This window comes from Nesterenkonia haasae, from assembly GCF_010119385.1.
Lineage (GTDB): Bacteria > Actinomycetota > Actinomycetes > Actinomycetales > Micrococcaceae > Nesterenkonia > Nesterenkonia haasae.
This window is the reverse complement of sequence record NZ_VFIE01000020.1, coordinates 60,939-82,854: the sequence shown is the minus strand read 5'-3', so window position 1 is coordinate 82,854 and position 21,916 is coordinate 60,939. Positions and strand designations below refer to the sequence as shown.

The window sequence follows — 21,916 nt, the reverse complement described above, 5'->3', positions numbered from 1 at the left end:
CTCCTCAGAGAGTGATCTCGGGAATGTCCAGTGTCCGGCCCTCTGAGGCGGACTGCAGGCCCAGTTCAGCCAATTGCACGCCGCGCGCAGCGGAAAGCAGACCGAAACGGTGTTCGCGACCGGCGACGACGTCAGCCAGGAACTCCTCCCACTGAGCCTTGAACCCGTTGTCCAGTTCAGCGTTGCCGGGCACTTCGAGCCACTGGTCGCGGAAGGACTCAGTGACTGGTAGGTCAGGGTTCCACACGGGCTTTGGAGTGTGCGCCCGCTGCTGGGCCACGCACTTATTGAGTCCGGCCACAGCTGAACCGTGTGTGCCGTCGATCTGGAACTCCACGAGCTCATCGCGGTAGACCCGCACTGCCCAGGAGGAGTTGATCTGCGCGATGACGGGATCGCCCTGCGGGGTTTCCACATCGAAGATGCCATAGGCGGCGTCGTCGGCGTCGGCCTCATACGGCTCGCCGTTCTCATCCCAGCGGGTGGGAATGTGGGTGGCGGTCCGGGACGTCACGGTCTTGACGGAACCGAGGAGTCCCTCCAGAACGTAGTTCCAGTGGCAGTACATGTCCACGGTCATGGAGCCGCCGTCGGCCAGCCGGTAGTTCCAGGAGGGGCGCTGAGCTTCCTGAATCTCGCCTTCGAAAACCCAGTAGCCGAACTCGCCGCGGAGGGACAGGATGCGACCGAAGAAGCCTTCGTCGACCAGGCGGCGCAGTTTCACCAGGCCTGGAAGGTAGAGCTTGTCATGGACCACACCTGCGGTGACGCCAGCCTTCTTGGCCTGCACGGCGAGGTCCACCGCGTCCTTGAGTGACTCTGCTGTGGGCTTCTCGGTGAAGACGTGCTTGCCTGCTGCGATGGCCTTGGAGAGAGTGGCGTGACGCAGGCTGGTCATGGAGGCGTCAAAGATGATGTCGATGGAGGGATCGTTGATCGCGCCGTCGAGGTCTGTGGTGAAGTGCTCAACGTTGTGCTGGGCGGCCAGCGCCTTAATCTTCGCCTCGTTGCGGCCGATCAGGATGGGTTCGACGGCGACTTTGCTGCCGTCAGGCAGCGTGATGCCACCCTGGTCGCGGATCGGAAGGATGCTGCGCAGCAGATGCTGGCGGTAGCCCATACGGCCGGTGATGCCGTTCATGGCGATGCGAAGAACACGTGGCTCAGACATTGGAAGAACTCCTTGAAGAATTGTCACGGGAATGCGCTTTCCACGTTATTGCCTAGTGATCAAAGTGTCAACTGTCACAGTGTCAGCGGTACGTGTAGATTTGTCTCTCATGGCTGTCCGACTTGCAGATGTTGCTAAAGCTGCGGGAGTGTCTCAAGCCACAGCCTCCCGTGTGCTCAACGGCTCCGATCGTCGCCCCAAAGAAGAGGTGGCCGTCAGGGTCCGTGCGGCTGCTGAGAAGCTGGGCTACTTTCCCAATGCTCAGGCCCAGGCGCTGGCGAGATCCTCGGCAGGGCTTGTCGGGCTTATCGTCCATGACATCGCGGATCCCTACTTTTCTTCAATTGCACGTGGTGCCCAGCGCGGGTTGGAAGGTTCGGGGAAACAGCTGATGCTGGCCTCTACTGAGCGAGTCGCTCAGGCTGAGATTGAGGCCGTGCGCTCGTTTATGTCCTACCGAACCGACGCGATACTCCTGGCCGGTTCCCGCGGCTTTGATGACGATGTTCTGCTTCAGAAGGTGCTGACCACCTACCGGGAAAACGGGGGACAGGTGGCGATGATTGGGCAACCTCTGCCGAATACCGGCGGCGTCCATATCGCCAACGCGGTGAGCGCAGCTGCCTTGGCACGCGAACTGCTCGGCGCCGGGCATCGGCGGTTTGCGGTGCTCTCTGGAGAAGCTCAGGTGACCACGGCTGTTCAGCGCGCGGAGGGATTCCTCGGTCAGCTCAGCGGTGCTGAAGTGGACGCTGATGCGGTGCTGCAAGGATCCTTCACCAGGGAAGGTGGGTACCGAATGATGCGGGAACTGATGAACACCGGAATAGTTGGTCCGGGGGATGGTGATCACAAGCCGGTCTGTGTCTTCTGCGTCAACGATGTGATGGCCTTGGGTGCCCTTGCTGCCTTGCGGGAAGAAGGCCTCAGCGTTCCGCAGGATGTGTGCATTGCGGGATTCGACGATATTCCGACCCTGGCGGACCAGTATCCCGGCATCACCACTGTGCGGCTGCCGCTTGAAGATATCGGCCGGACTTCGGCTGAAATTCTCTTGGACCAGGCCGGGGCCGAGCGGCGAATCACCGTGGAGGGTATTCCGATTCTGCGAGAAAGCACCCGATTGTCGCGGGCTTGACGAGCGTCTGCTGTGAGGATGTGATTCCTCACCGCGAACGACCCATCTTGGGGTTCACCGCCCGCGAGTTTGGGCCGCTGCTCGGGGGTTTGTGCATGCTTGAGGGGCAGTCAACATTGCCCTCAGTCCAGCTCATTGCGGACTGTGTTGAGGTCTTTGCTGAATACCGAACATCATGACATGCTACGTGATACGCATCACATCAATGTGGGGGGATGCGTATCGACTATCAGGGAGGGTGTGAATCGAGATGAGTTCTCGCACCATGTTTGTGAAGAGCGCCGCGGGCCTGGCTGCCCTGGGTCTTGTCTTGACCGCGTGTGGAGGTGATTCCGGGGATGATGGCGATGGCAACGTCGAATTGCGGTTCGTCTGGTGGGGTTCAGACGCCCGTCATCAAAATACCCAGGAGATCATCGACGCGTTCGAAGAGGCGAATCCTGACATCACCATTAACCCTACGTTCAGCGATTGGGACGGCTACTGGGACACGTTGGCCACGCAGACCGCTGCCGACGACGCTCCGGACATTATGCAGATGGATGAGCTGTACCTGCGCGAGTATGCCGATCGAGGCGCTCTGCTCGATCTTTCCGAAGTCGATGTCTCTCAGTTCGAGGAAACTGTCGTTGATTCCGGGCGCACCGAAGGCGGACTCTACGGCGTCACCGCTGGCGTAAATGCATTCGCTCTGCTGGCCAACCCCGACCTGTTTGAGGAGGCGGGGGTCGAAATGCCAGATGATATGACCTGGACGTGGGACGACTATGCGGAGACTGCGATAGAACTCTCTGAAAATCTTGACGGGGCCTGGGGCTCGGGGAACTTCGACGAGACCGGAGGATTCCAGACCTGGGCGAGGCAGCATGGGGGCCACCTCAGTGACGAGGACGGGGAGCTCGGCTTTGACGTAGAGGTCGCGGAAGAGTACTTCCAGTTTTTCCACGACCTGCTGAACGATGGTGGCACACCGTCTGCCTCGGCTATGTCTGAGGATCAGGCGGTGAGCCCTGACCAGTCCATGACCACCACAGGCCAGGTAGCCATGCGTCCATGGTGGAGCAACCAGGCGGTTGCGCTGACAGAGTCCTCGGGTGCCGATCTTGAACTGCTGCGTTTTCCCAGCCCCACCGGGCAGGCCTCTGATGCTGTGCCGTGGTACAAGTCTTCGATGTTCCTCTCTGCCAGCGGTGGCACCGACCACCCGGAGGAGGCTCAGATGTTCATCGACTTCTTCGTCAACTCTGAAGAGGCGGCGATGATCGACATGGCTGAGCGTGGTATGCCTCCCAATGCCGAGATCAGCGAAATGATTACCGAAGAGCTTGAGGGCCCGCAACTGCGAGTAGCTGAATACATCGAAGAGTTGGGTGCGGACCTGGGACCCTCTGAGCCAGTTCCTGCCATGGGCGGCTCAGCATTCCCCAACATTCTCTACCGCTATCACGACGAAGTGCTCTTCGACAGGCAGTCACCGGCGGAGGCAGCGGAGAACATGGTCCGCGAGATGGAGGCAGAAATCCAGTGACGCCGGGGGTTTGACCTCCCTGTCCGGCGCCAGCAGCGCGCTATGCCCTTATGATGGCCACTGGATGGCTGTCCCCGGGCGCCCGAGAGGTGCATTCACGTAGATGCGCGGATTCGCAGGGTGGGCAGGAGTTTCACCCGGTGCGGTGTCCATAGTTCTCCACTTCGCTCTGCACGTATGCGTTGGCTCAGCAACATAGCGCCTGTTCGTCCCACTTCTTCTTTTGGTGGTGAGACTGCGGTGAGAGGTGTTGAGCCTAGGCCGGCAACGACGTCGTCGTAAGCGATGACGGCACAGTCTTCAGGAACACGCATAGCGCTCGCGGTCAGGCGTTGTGAGAGAACGAGGGCGTTTTCGTCACTATGAATCAAGACAGCTGTGAAGTTGTGCTCCTGAACTAGGTTGGCCAGCCATTGCGGGTTGTCATGATCGGGGTACCCACGATGCGGTGTCTCGGCTGCGCTCTCGTCCTCCGCAATGCGCCCTACGCTTCCTACCACTGCGTCGGGGGCACTGAGAACTGTCATCCAATGTTCAATGTCCGGATGCGCGGACGCGATCTCGGCGAATGCGGTGTTCACAGCACGTGCAGTGGGGCTGTCTTGGCGAGCTGCGAGAAGAATTCGGCCGTGTCCGCGTGAGATGAGGTGCTCTATGGCCAGGTGTACCCCGTGCCAGTGGTCGCTGCAGACTGAGTCCACCGATTCGAGAGGCAGGGTTCGACTCGGATGTCGTTCGAGCAGCACCGTGGGCAGCGCCAAGTTCTCTAGCAGGGCTGCAGCAGCGTCCTCTTGCTCCAGCGTCCGCCATCGGGGCGCCAGGAGGAGCCCATCGACGTTCCCCCGGGAGATCTCTTCAATCACTTGGCGTTCTGGATTGGCAGTGTTCGGAGTCAGGTGCAGCTCGGCCCGGTATCCCGAGTACATCAAGTAATTGCGCGCACCGGCAGTCACGGCACCCAAATAGGAGTGGCGTTCTGGGGCGATGATCGCCACTGTTCCTTGCGCTGCGGAATCATCGGAATTGCTCGCTGCCACAGCGTCGGCGCGGGCAACCATTCCGTGCCGGCGCTGGACGCCCCCATTGTTCGACATGACTTCGAGATCGCGTCTTACGGTCACCATGGAGACATTGAGCAATGCGGCCAAGTGCGCCACCTTAACCTCGCCGTGCTGATCCAGGACATCCAGGATGCGTCTGCGACGTTCTTCGACGGATTCCCTCACAATGCCCCCTGATGAACTAATGATCGATTTTCGAAGTATACCGAGAGTTCCAGAGCTCGCTTCTGTCCCTGAGCTTCCGTGGCTCAGCTGACGGAGGGACGTGATTCTGCGCTTGATGAGTGATCGAGTGATCGAAATAAGATTCAAACAGGGTATTGACGTTCAAGCGATCGAAACGACATAATCGAGGTGTTATGCACATCACATCAGTAACAGTGTCGAGAGAAGCGGGATTTTCATGAGGAACAGCCACACCATCAAAGGCCTTGCCCTGGGTTCCATGGCAATGCTCGTCGCCGTAGGTTGCGCCGCGGATCAGGAAGGGGAAGGTGAAAGCGAAGAGGAGCCGATCGAGTTGAGCTTTTCCTGGTGGGGTTCTGATCAAAGAGTCGCAAATACCGAAGAAGTCATCGAAGCTTTCGAGGACGAACACCCCAACATCACCATCTCCCCCGACTACAGTGACTTTCGAGGGTACTGGGACCAGCTAGCGACTCGTGCTGCAGGCGGACAGACGCCAGATGTCGTCCAAATGGATCTCGAGTATTTTCGGGAGTACGCGGAGCTGGGGGCGCTGCTCGAACTCTCAGAAGTCGAGACATCCCATATCGACGAATCGTTGCTAGAACAGGGCTTTACGGAAGGCGGTCAGTACGCGATTCCTACCGGGTTTGCCGCTGTTGCAGTCATTGCCAATGACGGGGTATTCGACGAGGCCGGAGTTGACCTTCCCGACGATACAACCTGGACATGGGAAGACTTCTCAGAAATCGCGGCAGAGATACAAGCCAGCTCGGACAGTGTCTACGGAGCGACGACACCATTCGAGCCCTTCGCCGGTGTCCAGGCGTGGCTGCGGCAGCAGGGCAAGGAGCTCACGACAGCCGACGGCGAGCTGGGCATTGAAGCCCAGGATCTGGTGGATTATTTCGCCCATATTCAGGAGCTCAATGAGGCAGACGCCCTGCCGTCAGCGTCGGTGATCGAAGAAGACCGGGGCGCTGGTGCTGATCAGTCACTGATTGCGCAGGGAGAAATGGGCATGATTTTCGGCTTCTCCAACTTGTTTCCCGCGCTGAGCGAGAACGCAGGCCAAGAGTTGAGCCTCCTAAGACTACCGAGCCCCACGGGCCAGGCAGCGGATAATGGTATGTGGCACAGAGCCTCCATGTTTCTCTCAGCAGGTTCGCAGACAGAACATCCCGAGGAAGCACAGCAGTTTATTGATTTCTTCATCAATAGCGAAGCCTCCGGCTTGGCGAACCTGACCGATCGCGGTCTACCTGCCAACACAGAGGTTCGGGAAGCCGTAGTAGAAGAGCTCGAAGGGCCCGAGGTGGAAGCAGCTGAGTTCCTCAATGAGATCGAAGACGAGCTCGCAGATGCCTCTCCAGTTCCGCCCCTGGGTTTCGGCACTGTATCTGAGACGATGCACCGGTATCAGGCGGAGGTTCTGTTCGGACAGATGACACCGGACGAAGCAGGTGAAGCTGCCTTTGCTGAGATTGAATCCAACCTCGGATGATCTGCATTGTGATTGACTCAGGGTCCTACGCGAAGGTGATTCATTGACTGCCCACCACTCATCACATTGCGCGAAACAGGAGCCGCAGTCTGGTCTGGATCTTGATCGTCCAACGGTGCTGATGGCGATGAGTGCCGAAACCGCTGAAGCGGTCATCGGCGACGAAGGCCGTACCGAAATCCGCCGAATCTGCGAGATGTCTGAGAACGAGCCGCTCACGGAATTCCAATCAGAGCGTTCCAAAGGCTTGTTGTCCAGGGTCGAAGTGTTAGTCACTGGATGGGGATGTCCAGTGATTGACGACCAGACCCTTGCCGCAGCTCCTCGGTTGCGAGCGATCATCCACACCGCCGGGTCGGTCAAGAATCACGTCACCCACGCGTGCTTCGATCGGGGTATAGCTGTCGTATCCGCTGCCGCGGCGAACGCCCGGCCCGTGATCGAGTACACGCTGGCTATGATTCTCCTGGAGGGCAAGCGCGTGATCCCCAGAGCGGCAGAGTATCGTCGGTCTCGTCGTATTCCTGCCTTGCGGGAGACGGGGTTTTCCGTGGGCAACTACCAACGCACCGTGGGCATTCTCTCCGCCTCATTGATCGGGCGAGGTGTGATGCAGCTTCTGCGCCAGCACGATATTTCTGTTCTCCTCTGCGACCCCTATATCGACGCTCGGACTGCCAGCCAGTATGGTGCGGAATTGGTGAGTATCGAGGAGGTTTTTCTGCGCAGCGACATCGTAAGCATTCACACGCCCCTCCTCCCGGCCACCGAAGGGTTGGTCAGTCGCGAGTTAATCGACTCCATGCCGCCTGGCGCTGTCTTGATCAACTCTGCTCGGGGTGCAGTGGTCGATCAAGCTGCGTTGACGGACGCCGCTATGGCTGGGCGTCTCCGGGCGGTGCTGGATGTGACCGACCCCGAGGTGCTTCCCTCTGACCACCCCCTGTGGGAGTGTGAAAACGTGTTGATCACACCGCACCTCGCTGGTTCACAGGGCAATGAGCTGGAGCGTCTACGTGACCTCGCGTTGGCAGAGCTCCGCAGATGGGTGCAGGGGGAGGATCTGCTTCATCCCGTACCGCACGACGCACTGGAAGTGAGCGCATGAGTATCCCCGACACTGCAGAAACTTTTCCCGGCGAGGGACACTCCGCACACACTGCCGCGCTCAGCAGCTCGGCGCTGAACTTCCAGATCAGCCCGTACACCGGCTACACACGTGATCACTGGGAAGCTGTCGCTGACGCGTTGCTAGCTCGAGCCTGGCGTTGGGCTTCACCCCAAGGTGGGCGGTTGAACTTGCCGGGGCCCAGTTCTGCAAGCGGAGTTCGTTCCGATGGTCTGGAAGGATATGCCCGTACCTTCCTGGCTGCGGCGTTTCGAGTAGCCGGTGCAGATGGGGCCGATCCTCATGATTGGCTTAGCAAGTACGCGGAGGGATTGGTGGCAGGAACACGCAATCCTGGAGGTGACGACGCGGAATCCTGGCCACTTATTCGCGACTACGACGTATTCGGCCAGCCAATGGTGGAGTCTGCCTCCATCGCTCTGGGGTTGCGCATGACGAAGCCGTGGCTCTGGAACACGCTCAGCGCCCAGGAGCAGGACCGGGTGGCTGAGTGGCTCCGAGGTGCGCTGGTCGCTGTGCCGGCTCCCAACAACTGGTATCTTTTTCCGTTCACCGTGGCCGGTTTCTTGGAGTCAGTAGGACGGAGGGATGCGCTAACGTCCTATGTCCGTGAGCGAGGGCTTCAGCTCGTGGACAGCTGGTATAGGGGAGAGGGTTGGTATACCGACGGTGATGGCGGGTCTTTTGACTACTACAACGGCTGGGCATTGCATCTCTACCCCGTGCTGGACGAGCTACTGGCAAGCCGTGAGACGGATGGGGCTCCACATCCTGGAATGAGCGTCTGGGGTGCCCGCCTTCGAGAACACCTCACGGACTACGGACACTTCTTCGCAGCGAACGGAGCACCGGTCTATTTCGGCCGGTCGATGACATATCGCTTTGCGGCCAGTGCCGCAGTAGGACTGGGTGCTGTGACTGGCAATACTCCGCTGAGCGCTGGCGCTTCGCGGCGTATCGTGAGTGAATCGCTGAAGCACTTTCTGGACCGTGGCGCGCTCGATGAGCACGGCGTGCTCACCCTCGGTTGGTACGGGAAGCACGCCGCGACTGTGCAAAAGTACTCGGGCCCGGGCTCCCCCTACTGGGCGTCGAAGGCATTTGTCGCGCTACTGGCGCCACCGAACGATCCCCTGTGGGTTGATACCGAGCAGAAGATGCCGGTAGAGACCCGAGACCATGTGATCGCTCTGAAGGCGCCAGGATTCCTCCTTCACTCCACCCAGGAGGACGGCATTGTCAGGCTTCACAACCATGGCAGCGACCATCTCAGGGCGGTAAATGGTGAGGCGGGTTCAGCGACGGACCCACTCTATTCGCGTTGGGTCTACTCGACACACTCCGGACCGACCTCGCCTACCAACCAGCCGGATAATGATCTCTCAGTCTTTTGGCGCGGAGAACGTGGAGTACGCACCCGTATTCATCCCCTTGGCACGGGAGTTGAACACGGTATCGGATGGGCTGCCTCCTGGCATCGGCCGGTCTTCTCCGGTCGGGCATCGGCATTCCCTGGCCTCAAAGTGACAAGCGTCGTCGTCGTGTATGGTGCGTCCGAACTGCGAATTCACGCGATCCGTGGTGCTCCTCAGGGTTCATCCCTCCAGTCTTCGGGATGGGCGACGCGTTTCGGTTCTGCCAAGGAAGTCACGTCGACGTTACTGCCCCTGGCAGGTTGGGAGCGACCGACTACGGAGGTCGCCCCGGAAGGGACCGCGTTTGAGCCGATAGTCGAGGTCCCGCGACTTCGCGCGGAGCTCGCTCCCGGTGTTGGGCAAGTATTGGTGGCGCTGGCGTCCCTCACCGGAGTTGAATCAGACCGGTCTGACGGTATTGCCGAGGTGGAGAATCTGAGCATCACAGAGAATCAGGTCACCTTTCAGTGGGCTGGGCACAACAGGGTGGTTGTTGTGGACCTTGACCTGGGCGTCGTTGCCACCCGAGGGGTGAGGGATTGATGACCTGGAAGTTTTCAGTGAGCACACTGGGCATCCCGGGAGCGCCCCTGGAGGAGGTCATTAGGCTCGCCACCAGTGGTGGGTGTCAGGGAGTGGAGCTCCGGGTCCATGACACCGAGTTCCTGCACCTGGGTCTGGAATCTACCGAGGCGCAGCGAATCGGCCAGCGCATAAAAGACGCTGGACTAGCGATCTCGGGACTGGCCGGGTACGCCCGAGTATGCAGTCCAGCTGAAGATGCTGAGGTCATTGAAGAATTAGATTCGTTGATTGCGCTGGCTCATCACACCCGTTCCGGCGCGATCCGGGTCTTCCCCGGCGGGGACGCCGAAGCACATCCCGCGGAGCTTTGCGCCCGTGCCCTTCGCCGCATTGCCGCGGTCCTTCCGCAAGCCCAAGACGCAGGGGTTCAGATACTGGTAGAAACTCACGATTCACACCCAACGGGTCGCGCCGCGCTGGACTTGGTGAAGGATCTAGAAGACCCTGAGCATGCCGCGGTGCTGTGGGACGGGCTTCATCCCTGGCGGTGTGGTGAAACCCCGGAGGAGACCCTAGAAATTCTGGGGGCACATCTCGGATACTTCCAGGTCAAGGACGCCACGCTCCGCGGTGAGAAATGGGTCCCTGTTATTCCAGGAACCGGAACGGTACCGCTGGAGACCCAGGGTCGGGTTTTGCAGGCGTTTTCTGGATGGTGTTCCCTTGAGTGGGAACGGGCCTGGCATCCGCGTATCGAGCCGCTGAGGGAGGCTCTCCCGGCTGCAGCGGAGTGGTTTCACCGGTGGAGGCCATAGCTCCTGTGCCCAGGATCTCTGTTCTAGCTGTAGGCATCGCGCTTACATGAGAACAACGGAGGGCGTTGATACGTCCGTGGGGACGGTAGCCCACCCTTTGGATCCGACTCCTTTCCTGCACATCTAGACGCACACGTTTTCCTGTCCTTTCTTGACGAGCCTCGTCATCGTCTCTAGTGTATCGATAAATGTGATGTAAACCACGTCATCGAACATCGGTGATGAGAGTGCCGTTGAGGGGAACCCCATGAATGCTCAGCAAGGAACTGACGAGGTAGTCGTGAATCTGGACACACCGGGTCCAGTGATTAGCCGCCATATCTATGGCCACTTCGCGGAGCACTTGGGCCGATGCATCTATGAAGGCTTCTGGGTGGGTGAAGATTCCGAGATAGACAATGTCGACGGCATCCGGTCAGACGTCGTCGCTGCGCTGCGGGGGCTCAAAATTCCCAACCTGCGCTGGCCGGGTGGCTGCTTCGCCGATGAATACCATTGGATGGACGGCATCGGGCCGCGCCAAGACCGGCCGCGAATGGTCAACACCCATTGGGGTGACGTGGTGGAGAACAACCACTTTGGTACCCACGAGTTCATGAAGCTCTGTGAGTTGCTCAATACCGAACCGTATATCTCGGCCAACGTCGGGTCCGGAACGGTCCGCGAGACCAGCGAATGGGTGGAGTACCTCACCCGCGGCGACGACGCCCCCATGTCTCAGCTGCGTTCACAGCACGGCCAGACAGAGCCCTGGAGCGTGAAGTTTTTCGGCATAGGAAACGAGCCCTGGGGCTGCGGAGGCCGCATGACCGCCGAGCAGTACGTCGCACTCGCCCGGCAACACGCCACCTACGCACGCGATCACGGCCACAACTCACTGTACAGAATCGCCGCAGGGGCCTCGGACGATGACTACGCCTGGACCGAGACCCTCATGAAGCACCTCACTCAGGGGCTAGGGGACCGAGCGCCCTCCGATATCTTCCAAGCGATTTCCTTCCACTTCTATACCTTTTCTGGCGGTTGGGCGGACAAAGGCCATGCCACCGAGTTCAGCCGGGACGAGTACTGGAACACCATCGCCAAAGCTCAGCAGATCACCAGAATTCTCCGGGGCCATACTGCCGTCATGGATGCCTATGACCCTCACCAGACCGTGGGACTGGCCTTGGACGAATGGGGTACCTGGTGGAACGTGGAGGAAGGCACCAACCCAGGATTCCTATACCAACAGAACACCATGCGCGATGCACTGGTTGCTGCGGTCCACTTTGATGCCTTCCACCACTTCGCTGAGCGCCTCACTCTCGCGAATATCGCCCAAACAGTCAACGTGCTGCAGGCCATGGTGCTCACAGACGGAGCAGAGCTGGTGCTTACTCCGACCTACCATGTGTTTGAGATGAGCACGGGGCACCATGATGCACAACGGCTCGATGTTCGACCCAGGACTCCATCAGGTATGACCAGCCCTGGCAAACACACTGAACATACAAAAGTGAACGTCTCCACCAAAGACGGAACACTCACCATCACAGCAGCGAACCTTGACCCTGACACAGCGCAGGAGGTCACCTTGGACCTCCGTGGCGGCACCATCAGTGGGCTCCGCGGTCGAGTGCTGCACGGCTCAGACGTCAGCGACCACAACACCCCACAAGCACCTCAGGCAGTAGCGCCCACCCCATACCGCGGTGCCACCCTCGTGCCTTACGACCGCGGAGCTGAGCTCACCTTGTCCCTACCGCCAGCTTCGTTCGTCTCCCTGAGCGCGCAGCTCGACTCACACTGAGTCACCCCACACTTCCGGACACCACCACTGAGACAGCTCATTGAGGAGAAAACCCATGAAACACTCAGCACTGACCACATTCGCCGCGGTGGCCTGCGCTGGCACCCTAGCTCTTACCGCTTGCGGGGCCGACGGCGGGGATGAGGAGGTGACCCTCAGCATGACGTGGTGGGGGGCTGACTACCGCAACAACATCACCAACGAGATGATCGACATCTGCGAAGACGAAGCCGGTGTCACCGTCGACCCGCAGCACAGCGCATGGGAAGGCTACTGGGACCAACTCGCCACCCAAACGGCCGGCAACAACACTCCCGACATCATGCAGATGGACGACACGTACATTCGCGAATACGCCGATCGGGGCTTGCTGCTAGACCTGGACCAGGTCGATCTTTCCGCGATGGAGGAAGACGCGATCGCCAATGGTGCCACTGAAGACGGGCAGGTGGGCATCACCACTGGGATCAACGTCATGGCCATGCTCGCCAATCCAGAGATCTTCGACGAACTCGGCATGGAGCTACCCGATGATTCCTCCTGGACCTGGGATGACTACCGGGAACTGACGATCGACATCTCGGAACAGCTTGAAGGTCAGCAGTTCGGAGGCGGCGGCCCAGTCGAGCCGGTGAGCTTCCAACTGTGGCTGAGGCAGAACGGTCTGAATCTCACCACAGATGATGGTGAGGTGGGCTTTGAACCTGAAGACCTCGAGGAGTACTGGGAGTTCCAGCTTCAACTCATTGAAGACGGCGGTTATCCCAACGCCACGCTCATCCAGGAGGAGGGGAACGTCCAGCCGGGTGAGTCGATGTTTGAAATTGGTGAGCAGGCACTTGCTCGCTATTGGTCCAACCAACTCACCGGCGTTACCGACGTGTCAGGTGTGGAAATGGTCCCCCTGCGCTGGCCCTCAGCCACTGGAAGTTCCGCTGAGAATGGGCTCTGGTACAAATCCACCATGCTCTGGTCAGCCGCAGCGGCCACCGACCACCCAGACGAGGCCCAGACATTCATCGACTGCCTGGTTAACAACGAAGCCGCGGGCCTGGCCCAAGGAATGGACAGGGGCCTGCCCGCCAACCAGGATGTTCGGGAGGTCGTTCGCGAAGGGCTGGAGGGCTCAGACTTGGTGGCAGCCGAATTCCTGGACATCGTCGATCCCGATGTCGAAGCACAAGAACCAGAACCAGTTCCGGCGATGGGAGCAAGCGCCATCCAAGACATCCTCGGTCGGTACAGCGAAGAAGTCTTCTTCGAAAGCATGACCCCAGCGGAAGCCGCTGAAGCTGCCCACACCGAAGCAGTCGGTGAAATCGGTGAGTGAAGCCGATCAAAGTTCCCAGAGGTGCTGACTGCAGCCTCGCCCCGGCGCTCACGCACGGCATATGGTAGAAATGTGCCTCGTAACGTGACCATGAGCGACGTCGCTCGCTCCGCCGGCGTCTCACCCATGACGGTCTCCAATGTTGTCAACGGGCGCGCCGGCGTGAGCGAATCCGTCCGTCGGCGAGTCACCGCACAGCTGGCGGCCTCGGGCTACCGGATGAACGTAGCCGCTCGAAACCTCCGAGCAGGCCGAACCGGAGTCATCGGGCTTGCAGTCCCCGAGTTGGACCGGTCATATTTTGGCCAACTCGGAGCATGTATCACCGCTGAGGCGCGCAGACAGGGATACCGCGTAGCTGTGGAGGAAACTGGGGCGGGGGCGCAAGGAGAGACTGACGCCATTCAGCTCTCTCAAGCGCTGCAGTACGACGGCCTCATACTCAGCTCGGTCGGCATGGATCTGCAACAAATCGCTGGTCAGCAGTCGTTTCCTATCGTCCTGTTAGGTGAGCGGACCGCCCCTGAAGGGGTCGACCACGTGGCAATGCCCAATTTCGCTGGAGCCCAGGCCGCCACAGAACACCTCATCGCGCAGGGAGCGCGCAGCATCGCATTCGTCGGAGGGCCCACCACCTCTGAGGCAACGATACGAAGCCTGCGGCTCGATGGCTTCCATGCGGCGTTACATGAGGCAGGACTCGACACTACGGGCGCGGAAAGGAATGAGCGGATTGTCGACGTCGTCGAAATCACCATGGAGGACGGGCGCCGGGCCGGGCACGCGCTCGCAGACCAGGCAGATCGCCCAGATGCGGCATTCGTGCTGACCGACACGGTAGCAATAGGAGTGCTGCGCGGACTCCATGAGAGAGGAATCCGAGTCCCCCAGGACATGCTGATCGCGAGCTTCGACGATATCCCCGAATCGCGCTACCTGACACCATCGCTGACAACGGTCAGCCCTGATCACCAATGGACAGCCCGACGCGCAGTGGAGATGCTGCTAGCTCGCATCCAGAACGGTTCCGGGTCGACGCAACGTACCGAAGAGATCGTGTCATTCACCCTCGTTCATGGTGAGAGCAGCCATACGCTGACCACGCCCCCAGAAACCGAGCACCACAGCATCAAGCAGCGGAATCAACCGCACGAGCGAAGAAAGGAGGCATCATGACGTGGAAAATTGCCTTCAGCGCACTGGGTGCCCCCGGCTCGTCCCTCGATGGTCGCCCCGCTATCCCTGATACTGCCTGCGCAGCGGCATGGTTCGGCCGTTGGAACCCCGGGGAGTGCTGACCAGATGACCATGCCGAGTAAGGAATGGTTTGAACGCCACATCCACCAGCACCTGATCCCAGAACTGGAAGACCGCGGCCTTGTGGTCCACTCGCTACTCGCTCTGCACCGCGGCGCTCTTATGCATGAAACTTACTGGGCGCCATACAGCGTGGATAGGGTGCACCGACTCTACTCAGCGGGGAAGTCACTTGTTGCGCTCGCCATTGGCGCCTTGGCGGACGATGGCGCCCTGCGGCTCACCGACCGCATCGTGGACTACTTCCCTGAGTTCAGAGCCGACGCTCACCCGTGGGTCCTGGCCATGTGTGTGGAGGACCTGCTGACAATGCAGACATGTCACCGCCAAGCCACCTACCCGTTGGTCTCTGACGCGGATTGGGTGCGCACCTTCTTCACGCTCGCCCCCTCCCACCCTCCCGGTACGGTCTACTTCTATGACACGTCAGCCACCGTGGTGCTCACCGCCCTGGCAGAGAAGCTGACCGAGCGGCCTTTCGAGGAGTACTTCGCTGAACGGATCGGTCAGCGCGTAGGGATGCAGCAGCCGCTGAAGGCCCTGCGCACCCCGCTTGGACTGCCTCCGGAATCTTTCGCCGAACGACCAACCTGGCGGGAGGTGAGCGAGAATTCCCTAGGAGTTGCACATGGCGGCTCAGGGCTTCTGTCCACCCCGCGGGATATGGCGCGGATTGCGTGGCTGTGCCTAAACAACGGGAGAGCCGGAGACTCACAGGTCATCTCCGCTGAGTACCTCCATGCAGCCACCACCGCCCAGGTCCCCACCGGAACCGGAAATTTTTCCAACCCGGAATCACAGCTGGGCTACGGCTACCAATTTTGGCGATGCAGGCGCGACAGCTACGCAGCATGGGGAATGGGTGGACAGATCATGCTCGTAGTTCCCTGGTTGGAGACCGCCGTAGTCGTCACCGGCTGCAGTATGCACATCGAATCCGATGCTCAGCTGATCCACAATGCCCTCTGGGAGAAACTGCTGGATCCTCTGGCTCTCACACTAAGAGGCGAGGCCACAACCCCGGACGCGGCGGTCCAGCAAAAGGTCCCCCTGCTGCACATCGGCGAAGCCAGCAGCCCGGGCCAGCGTGCACCCCGCCCGGTGCGTGGCGCCCCGATGCCAGGCACCACCATCGGCCGCAGCGCCACACTGGAGCTGAAGTTCAGCATTGACTCTGTGCCGTTCGAAGTTTCCGGTCCGGGCCAAGCCGGGCAGGCCGCGCTCAGTACGCATTTTTCCGCCCTGGAATTGACCTGCACTGCAGATGGCGGCGAGCTCGTTCTCGTCACTCACGCCGGTCAGCGCCGGGCGTTCCCATACCTGGTTGGGGGACACCAGGAGCACCCCCTGCCCGGATATGGGTACGAAACGCATACCTCAGGTGCCTGGCTGGATGACAGCACGCTCTGCCTCCAGGCGCAGGTGGCCGGAGACTGGTTGGCGCAGATTCAGATCTTCGTGCACCTCAATGACAGCGCGGATCAGGCGGTGTGCCGTATGAAGGCCGCGGCAGAATTCTTCGCCCAGGAATACGACGGTCTGCTGGTGGGCCGCCGCAGCCAAGAAAGCGCCGCCGCCACCGGCGACCCCCTGCCTATGGGTGAGCCTGCTGGCACCCCGGACCGGATTCGGCTCACCAGCCAGTACATCGAACGTGGTGGCCGGCCATGGATACCGATCACGGGAGAACTGCACTATTCACGAATACCGCGAAGCCGGTGGAAGCAGACCCTGGCGCAGGCTGCTGCAGGCGGCCTGAACTCAGTGGCGTGCTATGTGTTCTGGCGCTACCACGAGCCGAATCCGGGAGACTTTGACTGGACCGGAAATCGGGATCTGCGCAGCTTCGTACAGCTGGCTGCTGAGGCGGGGCTGGACGTCGTCGTGCGTTTGGGGCCCTGGGCCCACGGTGAGGCAAGGCGAGGAGGTTTCCCTGACTGGTTGGAGAACACTGTTTGCACCCCGCGCACCAATGACCCTGCATACTTAGATTTGGTGGAGCGTTTCTACGCGCAGACTATTCACCAGCTCACCGGGCTGACTCATGCTGAGGGCGGACCGATCATCGCCGCTCAGCTGGAGAACGAACTCCACGACCAACCTGAACACATTGCCCGACTGCGTGAATTGGCCGAAGGCCTTGGGCTGAATGTGCCGCTGTGGACTGCCACCGGGTGGGGCGAGGCGCGCCTGCCGGGCACTGTGCTGCCGGTCTGGTCTGGCTACGCCGACGGGTTCTGGGCCGAGCAGGATGACGAGTTTCCCGACTTCGCGCGGCCGCACTTCGCCTACCGCCATGAGCGGGATGACCACGGGGTCGGTGCCGATGTCCGGCAGGTCACCCAGACCTTCTCCACTGCGGTGCGGAATGAGGATGACGACGACGCCCCCAGCTCGCCACCATTACCGTTCGCCACCTGTGAGCTGGGCGGGGGCATGCACGTGGCATACCACCGGCGCCCCCTGGTGACACCGGAGGATGTGGCCGCCCTAGCTCTGGCGAAGATCGGCAGCGGCTCCACTTGGCAGGGCTACTACATGTACTCCGGGGGCAGCCACCCGCATGGTCACCCCGATGGCGAACAAGAATCCCAAGCGACCGGCTATCCCAATGACATGCCACAGATCAGCTATGACTTCGCAGCAGCGATCGGTGAGCATGGACAGCTCCGCCCGCACCACCACCTCCTGAGGCGCCACCACCTCTGGCTCACCTCGGAGGCGCAGCGGATCGCCCCCATGACCGCCAAAATGCCGGGAACAGACATTGCCCTTGATTCGGGAACCGATGCGGATTCGCTGCGTTGGTCCGTCCGCGATGACGGGACCCAGGGGTACATGTTCCTGTCCACCTATCAACCAGATGTGGCTCCTCTACCGGGGCAGCAGGCGTTTCAGCTGCACGTCCCACTAGGGGAACGGGCCATCACTGTCCCGCACACCCCAATAGACTTCCCCGCCGGAGTCTCCACAGTCTGGCCGCTGAACTATCCGCTCGCGCCAGACCTCAGCATTGTGAGCGCCACCGCAGAAGTTCTCACCCGAGTGGTCGACGATGAGGGTGAACTGCTCATTCTCTGTGCACTGAACCAGATCCCAGTGGAGATCGTCCTAGACCATAGTGTGGAGGTCTCAGGTCCGGCTGTTCTTCGGCAGTGTCAGGAAGCAGACGTCGTCGTGCTCACCGCTCAACCAGGTCCCGATTGTCTGCTCCAGATCGGCGTACACCGCATCCTGGTGCTGGACGAAACACATGCGAACCAGGTTCACCGGCTGTCCTATGAGGGACATGATCGGATCCTGCTGGCAGAGCAGCCCGTGTGGGTTGAGGACGGCGAGCTGAGGACCGAAAGCGTCGTGAACCGCCGGACGTTGATGAGGGACCTGGTCCTGGAGGAGAACGGACACCGGGCCCCGGCGCCAAACACCGGCGGGCCCCAGAACCGGCTCTCTGCGCCCCAGGACTGGTCAGCGGCGTCCATTATTGACGTGCCCCTACCAGCAGAATCGTTCGCCGAAGACGTTCGCAGCATGCTGCGCGTGGAGTTCGTGGCCGACATCGCACGTGCGGTGATACCAGGAAGGGGCAACAACGAGGATCTGCTCATCAGTGACCATTTCTGGCACGGACGGGACTGGGAGGTGGAGCTGACGCTCTGGCGGGACGACATCATTGCTCGCGGGTTGCAGATCCACTTTCTACCCCGCCGTTCCGGTGACGCAGTGTGGATTCACCCTCAGCACCGAGGTGCGCCCGACGGCGCCCACCTCCACCATCTAGAGTTCTTCGAGATAACCACTCACTCGCCTGCCCCGGCCGGAACCCGCCCATTGGGTGCAGCTCCTCCACCTGCGGGCCCAACCACGGAGAGTCCCAGCAATGGTCCCCATAGTTTCCACCGTTTTGAAGAGTAACTGGCAGCCGGTAGATGCTCGGCAGATGCGCCTGGGTGAGGGAGCCCGCTACTTCGGCGACCGAAGCCCACGATCAGGCGAACCGTTTCTCCTGGTCAACCTCCTCGACAGTGAGCTGTTCAGCACCTCTGGTGAACCAGGCGCAGGAGTCCACCAATTGGGTGCTTTTGACCGTCCCTTGGGAGCTGTGGCTCCGCTGAGGGGCCGGCCTGGTCAGTGGATAGCGGCGCTGGGCCAGGGGTTGTCCCTGCTCTCGGAGCACCATGGCCGATTAGTGGAGACCGCAACCTGGGATCAGCCCGCAAGTGACCGACCAGGTCAACCCGAGCTGCGAGTCAATGACGCACTTGCGGACCCCACAGGACGGTTCTGGGCCGGCGCCATGGCCTACAACGGCGACGCCGGCTGCGGCCTGCTGTGGTGCCGGGACACCGACGGTGAAGTCCGTATGATCGTCGAGGGCATCAGTATCCCCAACGGCCCGGCCTTCACAGAAGATGGCACTCGCATGTTCTTCACTGATTCTCCAAGCCAGCAAATCCACTCCTACAAGTTGGATGCCGAATCAGGCGCGATCAGCTCGGCGGAACCTTTCGCGGCGGTCCACAACGGGGTGCCGGATGGGATGGTCGTCGATTCCGAAGGCTGCCTGTGGCAGACAGTTTTCGGCGACGCCGCCCTACTCCGGCTATCTCCCGATGGTGACCTGTTAGAACGCTTCGACCTGCCGGTCCGTCAGCCCACCAGTGTGGCGCTGAGTGCTCAGGCGCCCTATCGAGCCATCGTCACCTCTGCCGCCAACGGACTCGAGGACCCCGGACCTATGGACGGCTGCGTATTCACGGCAGAAATCAGTGTCGCCGGCGTCGAAGCGTACTCAGCCGCCTAAGGCACCGACCCAGGTCATGTGACCCCAGACCACATTCAGGCGCGACCGACCTCCCGGCGGCCGAGGCGAAAGGAATACCGCTCCCATGAAGAACGCGACTCCCACCTGGCTCCGTCACCACCCGGACTCCAAGAACTCCTCCGCTCCCCGGCGCATCTCCTTCGGGGCCGACTACAACCCAGAGCAGTGGCCGCGCGATGTGTGGGGTGAAGACATCAGATTGATGAAACAGGCCAATGTCGACGTCGTCTCCGTAGGAATCTTCTCCTGGGCTCGTCTCCAGCCGGCGCAGGGTCGCTGGGACTTTGACTGGCTGGACGAAGTCATGGATCTCCTGGCCGAGGCGGGGATAGGCGCTGACCTTGCCACCGCTACCGCTTCACCGCCGGCGTGGCTTGTGACTGAACACCCTGAGATCCTGCCCGTGACTGAAGATGGCGTAACACTTTCCCCAGGAGGCCGGCAGCATTGGCGCCCCACCTCTCCGGTATTCCGCGAACATGCCCTGAACCTTGCTAGGACCCTCGCCGAACGCTACAAAGACCATCCCGCACTGGTCGCCTGGCACGTGAATAATGAACTTGGCTGCCACAATCTCTATGACTACTCAGACGACGCTGCGGCGTCGTTCCGTGAATGGCTGGTTCAGCGCTACGGCAGTGTGGATGAGCTCAACCGCGCCTGGTCAACGGACTTCTGGTCCCAGCGGTACCAAGCATTCGACCAAATCCTTCCTCCACGGAAGGGAACCGCTTTTCCGAACCCCACTCAGCAGCTGGACTTCAAACGCTTCAGCTCAGATGCGCTAAAACAGCATTTCATTGCCGAGCGGGATGTGCTGCGAGCGGTCACTCCGGATGTGCCGGTGACCACCAACTTCATGGTGGTCGGTGAAACCAAGGGCATGAACTTCTCCGATTGGGCGGATGAGCTGGATTTCGTGGCCAATGATCACTACCGCCTCCCGATCGAACACTCCCGCGATGAACTGTCCTTCTCAGCAGCAACTACCTCCTCTCTGGCGCGCGGCAATCCGTGGTTCCTCATGGAGCACTCCACCTCTGCGGTGAACTGGCAGCCCATCAACCGGCCCAAACGAGACGGTGAGCTGGCACGGGACTCCCTGGCGCATGTTGCCCACGGAGCCGATGCCGTCTGCTACTTCCAATGGAGACAGTCCGCAGGAGGAGCAGAGAAGTATCACTCCGCCATGGTTCCCCACGCCGGTGAGGACAGTCGGCTCTACCGCAGTGTGGTTCAACTCGGGCAGACGCTGGACCAGCTGCAACCACTGGCCGGCACGCAGCGTGCGCCCGCACAAGTTGCTGTGCTGATGGACTGGGAATCCTGGTGGTGCAGCGAACTCGACTCCCACCCGACCGAGGACCTGCGGTACCGACAGGAGGTCTTTCACTGGTGGTTGGCTCTGCTCAACGAGGGAGTCCGCGCGGATGTTGTGCAGGCCCACCAGGACTTCTCTGGGTACGACGCAGTCTTCGCCCCGGTGCTGCACATGGTGCCCCACCAGCTGAAAGGACGGCTTGAAGATTTCGTGCTCGAAGGCGGGCACCTAGTGACCACCTACTTTTCCGGGACTGTGGACCAGGACGACCGTGTCTGGCTTGGCGGCTACCCCGGAGCGCTGCGGGACCTGCTCGGCATCCGAGTAGAGGAGTTCGCCCCACTTCTACGGGATGAGACGGTGACCCTCACTGACGGCACGCTGGGCACACTGTGGAGCGAGCAGGTCGACATCACGGACAGCGGCGTCGAGGTGCTGCGCCGGTATGTGGGTGGAGAACTCGACGGAAGTCCGGCGGTGACCAGGAGAAGAGGTGGGGCGGGAACGGCGTCCTACGTGTCGTCGCGCCTGGATTCGGCTGGCCGAGCCAGCCTTCTGCGTGACCTGCTTGCTGGCGCCGGTGTGGAGCCGGAGATCCCGCAGCAGCTTCGCGGACGTATTGAAGTCACCAAGCGGGTGGGGGCGCAGGGTGAGTACGTGTTCGTGATCAACCGGACGGATGAACCGGTGAATCTTCAGGACTTTGCGGGGCATGCATTGATCGGCCTCAGTGCGGGCTCACGCACATTGGCCTCGCGTGGCGTCGCCGTTTTTCACCTTCAGCGCTAGAGCGGAAGACCCAATACCGAGTTCTCAGATGGGCCACGGCCGAGGGTCTCCTCGGTGACTTCCTCCCTGA

General features: G+C 60.8%; 15 protein-coding genes. 13 read left to right on the top strand and 2 right to left on the bottom strand.

Annotation, left to right across the window (positions count from 1 at the left end; translation table 11 throughout):
* Nucleotides 1–4 precede the first annotated feature (4 nt).
* Nucleotides 5–1,171, bottom strand: coding sequence for a Gfo/Idh/MocA family protein (locus FH975_RS08955; RefSeq protein ID WP_153077826.1), 1,167 nt, complete (start codon nucleotides 1,169–1,171; stop codon nucleotides 5–7).
* Between the two features lie 109 nt (nucleotides 1,172–1,280).
* On the opposite strand from FH975_RS08955, the gene FH975_RS08950 reads away from it, so the two are divergent.
* Together FH975_RS08950 and FH975_RS08945 are read left to right on the top strand one after the other, a co-directional pair.
* Complete coding sequence (locus tag FH975_RS08950) at nucleotides 1,281–2,309, top strand: LacI family DNA-binding transcriptional regulator (protein WP_202923151.1); 1,029 nt, start codon at nucleotides 1,281–1,283, stop codon at nucleotides 2,307–2,309.
* 250 nt (nucleotides 2,310–2,559) lie between these two features.
* Nucleotides 2,560–3,837 carry an ABC transporter substrate-binding protein gene (locus FH975_RS08945; RefSeq protein ID WP_162321068.1) on the top strand — a complete coding sequence of 426 codons (1,278 nt, stop codon included), beginning with the start codon at nucleotides 2,560–2,562 and terminating at the stop codon, nucleotides 3,835–3,837.
* A 95-nt stretch (nucleotides 3,838–3,932) separates the two neighbouring features.
* Here FH975_RS08945 and FH975_RS08940 read toward each other — a convergent pair whose 3' ends face one another.
* Nucleotides 3,933–5,063 (bottom strand): LacI family DNA-binding transcriptional regulator, encoded by a 1,131-nt coding sequence (locus FH975_RS08940; RefSeq protein WP_153077829.1) that lies wholly within the window; start codon nucleotides 5,061–5,063, stop codon nucleotides 3,933–3,935.
* A 238-nt stretch (nucleotides 5,064–5,301) separates the two neighbouring features.
* Between FH975_RS08940 and FH975_RS08935 the strand changes: the two genes are divergently transcribed.
* The 11 genes from FH975_RS08935 (at nucleotide 5,302) to FH975_RS08890 (ending at nucleotide 21,846) form a co-directional block, all read left to right on the top strand.
* Nucleotides 5,302–6,588: an ABC transporter substrate-binding protein gene (locus tag FH975_RS08935; protein WP_162321067.1), complete on the top strand. Its 1,287-nt coding sequence runs from the start codon at nucleotides 5,302–5,304 to the stop codon at nucleotides 6,586–6,588.
* A gap of 127 nt (nucleotides 6,589–6,715) precedes the next feature.
* Nucleotides 6,716–7,696, top strand: coding sequence for a hydroxyacid dehydrogenase (locus FH975_RS08930; protein WP_235928618.1), 981 nt, complete (start codon nucleotides 6,716–6,718; stop codon nucleotides 7,694–7,696).
* Complete coding sequence (locus FH975_RS08925) at nucleotides 7,693–9,675, top strand: DUF2264 domain-containing protein (RefSeq protein WP_162321066.1); 1,983 nt, start codon at nucleotides 7,693–7,695, stop codon at nucleotides 9,673–9,675. Before FH975_RS08930 ends, FH975_RS08925 begins: the two co-directional genes overlap by 4 nt.
* Nucleotides 9,675–10,472 carry a sugar phosphate isomerase/epimerase family protein gene (locus tag FH975_RS08920; RefSeq protein WP_162321065.1) on the top strand — a complete coding sequence of 266 codons (798 nt, stop codon included), beginning with the start codon at nucleotides 9,675–9,677 and terminating at the stop codon, nucleotides 10,470–10,472. Before FH975_RS08925 ends, FH975_RS08920 begins: the two co-directional genes overlap by 1 nt.
* A 247-nt stretch (nucleotides 10,473–10,719) precedes the next feature.
* The gene (locus FH975_RS08915) at nucleotides 10,720–12,264 is read left to right on the top strand and encodes an alpha-N-arabinofuranosidase (protein ID WP_162321064.1); all 1,545 of its coding nucleotides are present in this window, start codon (nucleotides 10,720–10,722) and stop codon (nucleotides 12,262–12,264) included.
* 55 nt (nucleotides 12,265–12,319) lie between these two features.
* Nucleotides 12,320–13,594 carry an ABC transporter substrate-binding protein gene (locus FH975_RS08910; protein ID WP_162321063.1) on the top strand — a complete coding sequence of 425 codons (1,275 nt, stop codon included), beginning with the start codon at nucleotides 12,320–12,322 and terminating at the stop codon, nucleotides 13,592–13,594.
* Nucleotides 13,595–13,684: 90 nt separating this feature from the next.
* Nucleotides 13,685–14,770, top strand: a complete 1,086-nt coding sequence (locus FH975_RS08905; RefSeq protein WP_162321062.1) for a LacI family DNA-binding transcriptional regulator — start codon at nucleotides 13,685–13,687, stop codon at nucleotides 14,768–14,770.
* The gene (locus FH975_RS16790) at nucleotides 14,767–14,892 is read left to right on the top strand and encodes a hypothetical protein (protein WP_268896707.1); all 126 of its coding nucleotides are present in this window, start codon (nucleotides 14,767–14,769) and stop codon (nucleotides 14,890–14,892) included. Before FH975_RS08905 ends, FH975_RS16790 begins: the two co-directional genes overlap by 4 nt.
* Nucleotides 14,893–14,896: 4 nt before the next feature.
* On the top strand, nucleotides 14,897–18,826 hold the full coding sequence (locus tag FH975_RS08900; protein ID WP_162321061.1) for a beta-galactosidase: 3,930 nt from the start codon (nucleotides 14,897–14,899) through the stop codon (nucleotides 18,824–18,826).
* Complete coding sequence (locus FH975_RS08895; protein WP_162321060.1) at nucleotides 18,792–19,715, top strand: SMP-30/gluconolactonase/LRE family protein; 924 nt, start codon at nucleotides 18,792–18,794, stop codon at nucleotides 19,713–19,715. Before FH975_RS08900 ends, FH975_RS08895 begins: the two co-directional genes overlap by 35 nt.
* 85 nt (nucleotides 19,716–19,800) lie before the next feature.
* Nucleotides 19,801–21,846: a beta-galactosidase gene (locus tag FH975_RS08890; RefSeq protein ID WP_162321059.1), complete on the top strand. Its 2,046-nt coding sequence runs from the start codon at nucleotides 19,801–19,803 to the stop codon at nucleotides 21,844–21,846.
* The last annotated feature ends 70 nt before the right edge of the window (nucleotides 21,847–21,916 follow it).

Bases quoted from the DNA above. Each gene is read 5' to 3' on its own strand.
- FH975_RS08955 (WP_153077826.1), bottom strand. From the start codon at position 1,171: ATGTCTGAGCCACGTGTTCTTCGCATCGCCATGAACGGCATCACCGGC.
- FH975_RS08890 (WP_162321059.1), top strand. From the start codon at position 19,801: ATGAAGAACGCGACTCCCACCTGGCTCCGTCACCACCCGGACTCCAAG.
- FH975_RS08925 (WP_162321066.1), top strand. From the start codon at position 7,693: ATGAGTATCCCCGACACTGCAGAAACTTTTCCCGGCGAGGGACACTCC.
- FH975_RS08895 (WP_162321060.1), top strand. From the start codon at position 18,792: ATGGTCCCCATAGTTTCCACCGTTTTGAAGAGTAACTGGCAGCCGGTA.
- FH975_RS08920 (WP_162321065.1), top strand. From the start codon at position 9,675: ATGACCTGGAAGTTTTCAGTGAGCACACTGGGCATCCCGGGAGCGCCC.
- FH975_RS08905 (WP_162321062.1), top strand. From the start codon at position 13,685: ATGAGCGACGTCGCTCGCTCCGCCGGCGTCTCACCCATGACGGTCTCC.
- FH975_RS08945 (WP_162321068.1), top strand. From the start codon at position 2,560: ATGAGTTCTCGCACCATGTTTGTGAAGAGCGCCGCGGGCCTGGCTGCC.
- FH975_RS08910 (WP_162321063.1), top strand. From the start codon at position 12,320: ATGAAACACTCAGCACTGACCACATTCGCCGCGGTGGCCTGCGCTGGC.
- FH975_RS16790 (WP_268896707.1), top strand. From the start codon at position 14,767: ATGACGTGGAAAATTGCCTTCAGCGCACTGGGTGCCCCCGGCTCGTCC.
- FH975_RS08900 (WP_162321061.1), top strand. From the start codon at position 14,897: ATGACCATGCCGAGTAAGGAATGGTTTGAACGCCACATCCACCAGCAC.
- FH975_RS08935 (WP_162321067.1), top strand. From the start codon at position 5,302: ATGAGGAACAGCCACACCATCAAAGGCCTTGCCCTGGGTTCCATGGCA.
- FH975_RS08950 (WP_202923151.1), top strand. From the start codon at position 1,281: ATGGCTGTCCGACTTGCAGATGTTGCTAAAGCTGCGGGAGTGTCTCAA.
- FH975_RS08915 (WP_162321064.1), top strand. From the start codon at position 10,720: ATGAATGCTCAGCAAGGAACTGACGAGGTAGTCGTGAATCTGGACACA.
- FH975_RS08930 (WP_235928618.1), top strand. From the start codon at position 6,716: ATGAGTGCCGAAACCGCTGAAGCGGTCATCGGCGACGAAGGCCGTACC.